The sequence below is a fragment of the Pseudomonas syringae group sp. J248-6 genome, assembly GCF_032586995.1.
Taxonomy (GTDB): domain Bacteria; phylum Pseudomonadota; class Gammaproteobacteria; order Pseudomonadales; family Pseudomonadaceae; genus Aquipseudomonas; species Aquipseudomonas amygdali.
Genome location: NZ_JAWHOP010000048.1, coordinates 1 through 829, shown reverse-complemented (window position 1 = coordinate 829; position 829 = coordinate 1). Strand labels below are relative to the sequence as shown.

General features: G+C 50.9%; 1 rRNA gene. It reads left to right on the top strand.

From position 1 onward, the window contains the following. Positions 1-376: 376 nt before the first annotated feature. Positions 377-829 (top strand): 16S ribosomal RNA (locus RYC17_RS26790); the annotation flags it as partial.

Genomic DNA, 829 nt, shown 5'->3' with positions numbered 1-829 from the left:
GCAGTGATCGACAGCGGTGAGAAAAAAGAGTTTGACACGCGGTTGTAACGCTGTAGAATTCGCCTCCCGCTGATGAGCAACTGCAGAGTTGATCGAAGCGCAAGTGGTTGAAGTTGCAAAGGAAACTTTGAAAACTTCTTAAAATAACCGCTTGACAGATACAAGAGACGCTGTAGAATGCGCGCCTCGGTTGAGACGAAAGCTCTTAACCACCCGCTCTTTAACAACTGAATCAAGCAATTCGTGTGGGTGCTTGTGGTGTCAGACTGAAGTCAACAGATTATCAGCAACCCAAGTTACTCCGCGAGAAATCAAAGATGTAACCAACGATTGCTGAGCCAAGTTTAGGGTTTTCTCAAAACCCAGTTAGATGTTTGAACTGAAGAGTTTGATCATGGCTCAGATTGAACGCTGGCGGCAGGCCTAACACATGCAAGTCGAGCGGCAGCACGGGTACTTGTACCTGGTGGCGAGCGGCGGACGGGTGAGTAATGCCTAGGAATCTGCCTGGTAGTGGGGGATAACGCTCGGAAACGGACGCTAATACCGCATACGTCCTACGGGAGAAAGCAGGGGACCTTCGGGCCTTGCGCTATCAGATGAGCCTAGGTCGGATTAGCTAGTTGGTGAGGTAATGGCTCACCAAGGCGACGATCCGTAACTGGTCTGAGAGGATGATCAGTCACACTGGAACTGAGACACGGTCCAGACTCCTACGGGAGGCAGCAGTGGGGAATATTGGACAATGGGCGAAAGCCTGATCCAGCCATGCCGCGTGTGTGAAGAAGGTCTTCGGATTGTAAAGCACTTTAAGTTGGGAGGAAGGGCA